Source organism: Mesorhizobium sp. M5C.F.Ca.IN.020.29.1.1 (genome assembly GCF_003997375.1).
GTDB classification, from domain to species: Bacteria; Pseudomonadota; Alphaproteobacteria; order Rhizobiales; family Rhizobiaceae; genus Mesorhizobium; species Mesorhizobium wenxiniae.
The window spans coordinates 1-5,033 of the sequence record NZ_RZSW01000470.1; the positions used below are offsets into that span (position 1 = coordinate 1).

Consider the following 5,033-nt stretch of genomic DNA (forward strand, 5'->3'; position numbering starts at 1 on the left):
GCTGAGGCTTGAGCAAGAAATCACTTGCTTTTGTGCCATTTGGCAGAAATTCTTTCTTGTGAATGGCCATAATAAGAAGGACTATAGCCAATCTATTCCTAGTCTATCCCCGTGGGAGCACCAAATGGACCGCCTTGATAGAAAAATCCTCCGTCTCTTGCAGGAGGACGCGACGCTCGCGGTGGCCGATGTCGCCAAGAAAGTCGGCCTGTCGACCACGCCGTGCTGGCGTCGCATCCAGAAGCTCGAGGAGGAGGGCGTCATCAAGCGGCGCGTCGCCATCCTCGATCATGAAAAGGTCAATGTGCGCGTCACCGTATTCGTGTCAATCCGCACCAATTCGCACAGCCATGAATGGCTGCGGCGCTTTTCGGAGGTCATCCAGGAATTTCCGGAAGTGGTCGAGTTCTACCGCATGAGCGGCGACGTCGACTATCTCTTGCGCGTGGTGGTGCCCGACATCGCTGCTTACGACGCCTTCTACAAGCGGCTGATCGCCAAGATCGAGATTCGCGATGTCTCGTCGTCGTTTGCCATGGAGCAGATCAAGTACACGACCGAAATGCCGCTGGACTACATGGTGCTGGACAAGGAATCGGGCGCCAACGCTGCCTGAGGATTTTTTGCTTAGTTATTCTTTTTGTTGAGAAAATGCCACGGCGAGTTTGCCGGCTGCGTGATGGTGTCCGGCACCACATCGATATCCACCACTTCCGCCTTGCGCAGCGCGTAGCCCGACTGGATGACGCTGGCGCCGTCGAGAATGAAGAGCTGACTTTTCTCCATGCCCGGCTTCAGGGCACCGGTCACGGAAACCGGCTGGTAAGCCTTCGACATCCTGTAGGGATGCGCAGGCGTGACGAGGACGATCTGATTGGGCGGCGGCGTCGGCATGTGGCTGCACGCACCCGTCCACGGTACCAGCAGGAATTGGTAGACGAGATCGCCCTCGCGATCGACCGGCAGCGCGTACCCCGCCAGTTGGACGGTCTTGTCCCGCAGATTGAGAGACAGCGTCTCGCCATGATCAGGCATTTTTGCCGCGATCATCGGCAAACCGACACTTTCGGCAGCGGGCTGGGTCGCCGGACGCAGATCCTTCCAGAATATCCGCGCGGCTTCGGCGGAAGCGCTGCCCGCCGCGATGGAAATCAGCACGGCCCCCAGCGCCGCTGTCGATTTGAGTCGATTGCTCATCGTGTGCTCTCCATTTGACAGGAGTAAAGCTGCCGTCGCCGACAGCGTCAACGTTCGAGCCGCATCACATGCCGGCGCGAGCCGGCCATGCCGATCTCGTGGAATCCGCGGGCCACGAAAATGTCTCGGAAGCCCATGAAACGGTAACTCGGCGATGCCTGGTCGACCGGATAGGCCTCGATCGTCCTGGCGCCTTTAGCGAAGGCGTGATCGATGGCCGCGTCGAGCAGTGCGGTTGCCAGCCCTCGGCCGTGCAATGCCCTCGGCACATAGAAGCAGACGATCGACCAGACGCCCGCCTGGCTGTCGTCCTGTTGCGGCGACAGCTTGCGGTAGGTCTCGCGCGGCGCCACCGAGCACCAGCCTATTGTCTTGCCTTCCGCATGAGCGACAATGCCGACCGGTGTGCCGGCCGCGATGAGTGCCATCATGGCGCGTTTCCTCTCATCGTTGCCCAGGTGCTCACGGTTATTGAGATTGCGCCAGGCCGTGCACCAGCAATATTTCGGGCCGCCCGCCTGTTCGAACAGATTTTCGAAATCGGCGCGCGTCGATCGCGTCACCTCAGTAAAGTGGATTTCGCCCCAGTCAGCCTTTCCTGGCGAGCCGCTCGAGCGTTTTGGCATCGGAAAGTTCCCTTGCAGCATCCTTGCCGATCCAGCGCGCCGTCTTGTCGGTCGAAACAGCCAGCTTTTGTGCCAGGGCAAGGGCAGCACCGTGCAAATTCATCGATCGCTTGCCGATCGAACGAAGCGCCCAGTTCACCGCCTTCTTCACAAAATTGCGGCCGTCGGTGGCGTGCACTTCGATGATCGACAGGAAGTCGAGAAAGGTCGCCTCTGGTTCATTCTTCCGGTGGACCACCGACCAGGCCATCATGGCAAAAGCGGTGCGTCGAACGAATTCCCGTTCGTCGACTGCGAATTCGGCGATCAGTTCCCTCCAGCAATCAGTATCGACAAAGAGATCGGAGACGCCGTCGACGATATCCCATGAGTCGAAAGTCGCCGCCCATCGTCTTGCATCCGCGGCAGTGAACCGCTTCGGATCGGCCGTGACGGAAGCGATGAACTGCGCTTCCACGATGCCTGTCTGCCATAGCTCGAAGGCTCGCTCATGGTTGCGCTTGATTTTCTTGGCAATCTGCCGCTGCACACCATGCGAGATACCGAGCGCACGTTCGATCTTGATGCCGTAGCGCAGCATGCCAAGGCGGTTCTCCTCCGAGCCGACCGAGCGCAGGTGGTCGACAATTTCCTCGGCGCTGGCTTGAGGCGACAGCTCGGCCACGACAATACCTACTTTTCCAATCGCGCCAGCAAAGAGGACGTGTCCCAGCGTTTGCCGCCCATCCCCTGCACATCCTTGTAGAATTGGTCGACAAGTGCCGTCACCGGCAGCTTGGCGCCATTGCGATCGGCCTCCGCCAGGCAGATGCCGAGGTCCTTGCGCATCCAGTCGACAGCGAAGCCGAAATCATATTTGCCGGCATTCATCGTCTTGTGGCGGTTCTCCATCTGCCATGAGCCGGCCGCTCCCTTCGAGATCACCTCGATGACTTTGTCGATGTCGAGCCCGGCCTTCTTGCCAAAATGGATGCCTTCAGCCAGCCCTTGGACAAGACCGGCGATGCAGATTTGGTTGATCATCTTGGTGAGCTGGCCCGAGCCGGTCGGGCCCATCAGCCCGACCATACGGGCATAGGCATCGATGACAAGCTTCGCCTGTTCGAAAGCTTTCTGTTCGCCGCCGACCATGACGGTCAGCACGCCATTTTCGGCGCCGGCCTGACCGCCGGAGACCGGTGCGTCGAGGAACGAGAAACCGCCCAGTACCGCCTTCTCGGCCAGTTCGCGCGCGACTTCAGCGGAGGCCGTGGTGTTGTCGATGAAGATGGCTCCCTTCTCCATTGTCTGGAATGCACCCTCGGCTCCAATCGTCACAGCGCGCAGATCGTCGTCATTGCCAACACAGGAAAAGACAAAGTCCTTGCCGTCGGCCGCTTCTGCCGGCGTGTTGGCGGCACTCCCGCCATGCTGGGCAACCCATTGCTCGGCCTTTGCCTTGGTGCGGTTGTAGACGGTGACGTCGTGGCCCCCCTTGTTCCTGAGATGTCCGGCCATTGGATAGCCCATGACGCCAAGACCGAGAAATGCCACCGATGCCATATTTTCGAATCCTTCAAGCCGTGTTTTCCGGCCTTCTTAGCGGATCAGGCAAAGCTATGGGAGTCAGCGGTGCAGATGTATGGTAATACGACGTTCTACCCACTCGACCGCGTGGCGGAGTATCTCGACAATGATCAGATAGATGATCGCCGCCCAGATATAGGACTGGAAATCGAAAGTGCGCGAATAGGTGAGCTTCGTAATGCCCATCAGATCATAGACGGTGATGAGGGCCACGATGGCGGAGCCTTTGATCATCAGGATAATCTCATTGCCATAGGGACGCAGCGCCACGATCAGCGCCTGTGGCAGGATGATCTTGCGAAGTGTTTGCAGTTTGTGCAGGCCAAGCGAGGCAGCGCCTTCCCACTGACCCCTGGGGACGCTCTCGATTGCGCCGCGCAGGATCTCAGCCTGATAGGCTGCCGTATTGAGGGTGAACGAGAAAATGGCGCAGTACCAGGCTTCGCGAAAGAAGCCCCACAGGCCGACAGCTTCAAGTGCCGGTCGAAACGAACCCACTCCATAGTAGATAAGAAAAACTTGGGTCAAAAGCGGAGTGCCGCGGAAGAAGTAGACATAAGCGTAGGCAAAGCTGGACAGGATCCGGTTCTTGGACATCCGCGCGTAGGCGACAGGAACTGAAAGGACGGCTCCCAACACGATCGACACAGCGACAAGCGTGAGAGTCACGCCCAGGCCAGAGATGTAGCCCGGGGCGTATTTTTGGAAGAGTTCGGAATTCCAAGCCTCGACCAAGTATACAATCATGCCGATGCCGAGCACGATCCAGAGACCGACCAACGCATATCCCAATACACGTTGCCGGGACCAGCCGCGCGGTATTGCTGGCGGTTTTTCGACCTTGGTCGCCACGTCGGCTGCTGCCGCGCTCATCGCTGCACCTGTTGTCGACCAACCCTGCGTTCAATGGCATTGATGCCGAAGGACGAGATGATGGCGAGGAGCAGATAGATAAGAGCAGCGACCCCAAAAAAAAGGAATGCGTGCTTGGTGACACGGGCGGCGACGCCGGCTTGCCGCAATATGTCGGCAAGACCGATGGCGGAAACCAGCGCTGTATCCTTGAGCAGGATGAGCCACAGATTGGCAAGGCCTGGCAGGGAAATACGAATAAGCTGCGGCAGCACCACCAGTCGCAGCGTCTGCCAGCCCGACAGGCCAACCGAATAGCCGCCCTCATACTGTCCCTTCGGGATGGCGCGGAACGCGGAGAGGAAGACCTCGCTGGCGTAGGACGAGAAGACGACGCCGAGCGCGATCATGCCGGAAACAAATGCGTTCACTTCGACCGCAGCGGCCGGGTCATACAGGCGCATCAACTGCTGGATGCCGATTTGCGCGCCGTAAAAGATCATGAACAAGGTCAGCAGCTCGGGCAATCCACGAAAGATCGTGGTGTAGATATTGCCGGCCAGCCGCAGCGACGGCTCATTGGACTGCTTGGCCAGTGCGACCAGAAAGCCGATCATCAGACCGACAGGCAGGGTCGCGGCAGCAAGCGAAACGGTGATGAAAACGCCGTAGGCAATGTCGTCGAGCCAGCCCTCGGGTCCCCAACTGAGCAGCGTCCAAACGCTTTGCATCCGCCTGCCTGTTCTCCTCTATGGGTTCTTTGAGAGCAGCGCGGCGTCACTCCTCCTGCGC

The 5,033-nt window shown here is 59.0% G+C and carries 7 protein-coding genes; 1 reads left to right on the forward strand and 6 read right to left on the reverse strand.

The window, feature by feature from the left end; translation table 11 throughout:
* Nucleotides 1-124 precede the first annotated feature (124 nt).
* The gene (locus tag EOA85_RS27270; RefSeq protein ID WP_006333679.1) at nucleotides 125-616 is read left to right on the forward strand and encodes an Lrp/AsnC family transcriptional regulator; all 492 of its coding nucleotides are present in this window, start codon (nucleotides 125-127) and stop codon (nucleotides 614-616) included.
* A gap of 11 nt (nucleotides 617-627) precedes the next feature.
* Here EOA85_RS27270 and EOA85_RS27275 read toward each other — a convergent pair whose 3' ends face one another.
* From EOA85_RS27275 to EOA85_RS27300, 6 genes are all read right to left on the reverse strand, one after another.
* Nucleotides 628-1,248, reverse strand: coding sequence for a DUF3299 domain-containing protein (locus EOA85_RS27275; protein WP_245486045.1), 621 nt, complete (start codon nucleotides 1,246-1,248; stop codon nucleotides 628-630).
* Nucleotides 1,245-1,823, reverse strand: coding sequence for a GNAT family N-acetyltransferase (locus tag EOA85_RS27280; protein WP_127211843.1), 579 nt, complete (start codon nucleotides 1,821-1,823; stop codon nucleotides 1,245-1,247). The genes EOA85_RS27275 and EOA85_RS27280 overlap by 4 nt, the downstream gene beginning before the upstream one ends.
* Nucleotides 1,786-2,487 carry a DNA alkylation repair protein gene (locus tag EOA85_RS27285; protein WP_065010013.1) on the reverse strand — a complete coding sequence of 234 codons (702 nt, stop codon included), beginning with the start codon at nucleotides 2,485-2,487 and terminating at the stop codon, nucleotides 1,786-1,788. Before EOA85_RS27285 ends, EOA85_RS27280 begins: the two co-directional genes overlap by 38 nt.
* Before the next feature lie 8 nt (nucleotides 2,488-2,495).
* The gene (locus EOA85_RS27290) at nucleotides 2,496-3,365 is read right to left on the reverse strand and encodes an NAD(P)-dependent oxidoreductase (RefSeq protein WP_127211844.1); all 870 of its coding nucleotides are present in this window, start codon (nucleotides 3,363-3,365) and stop codon (nucleotides 2,496-2,498) included.
* A gap of 63 nt (nucleotides 3,366-3,428) precedes the next feature.
* A complete protein-coding gene (locus tag EOA85_RS27295; protein WP_127211845.1) occupies nucleotides 3,429-4,262 on the reverse strand; it encodes an ABC transporter permease in 834 nt (277 codons plus the stop codon).
* Entirely contained in the window at nucleotides 4,259-4,972 is a 714-nt protein-coding gene (locus tag EOA85_RS27300; RefSeq protein WP_127211846.1) for an ABC transporter permease, read from the reverse strand. The genes EOA85_RS27295 and EOA85_RS27300 overlap by 4 nt, the downstream gene beginning before the upstream one ends.
* Nucleotides 4,973-5,033 lie beyond the last annotated feature (61 nt).

Coding starts and splice junctions, on each gene's coding strand:
- EOA85_RS27295 (WP_127211845.1), bottom strand. CDS start 4,262: ATGAGCGCGGCAGCAGCCGACGTGGCGACCAAGGTCGAAAAACCGCCA.
- EOA85_RS27300 (WP_127211846.1), bottom strand. CDS start 4,972: ATGCAAAGCGTTTGGACGCTGCTCAGTTGGGGACCCGAGGGCTGGCTC.
- EOA85_RS27280 (WP_127211843.1), bottom strand. CDS start 1,823: ATGCCAAAACGCTCGAGCGGCTCGCCAGGAAAGGCTGACTGGGGCGAA.
- EOA85_RS27270 (WP_006333679.1), top strand. CDS start 125: ATGGACCGCCTTGATAGAAAAATCCTCCGTCTCTTGCAGGAGGACGCG.
- EOA85_RS27290 (WP_127211844.1), bottom strand. CDS start 3,365: ATGGCATCGGTGGCATTTCTCGGTCTTGGCGTCATGGGCTATCCAATG.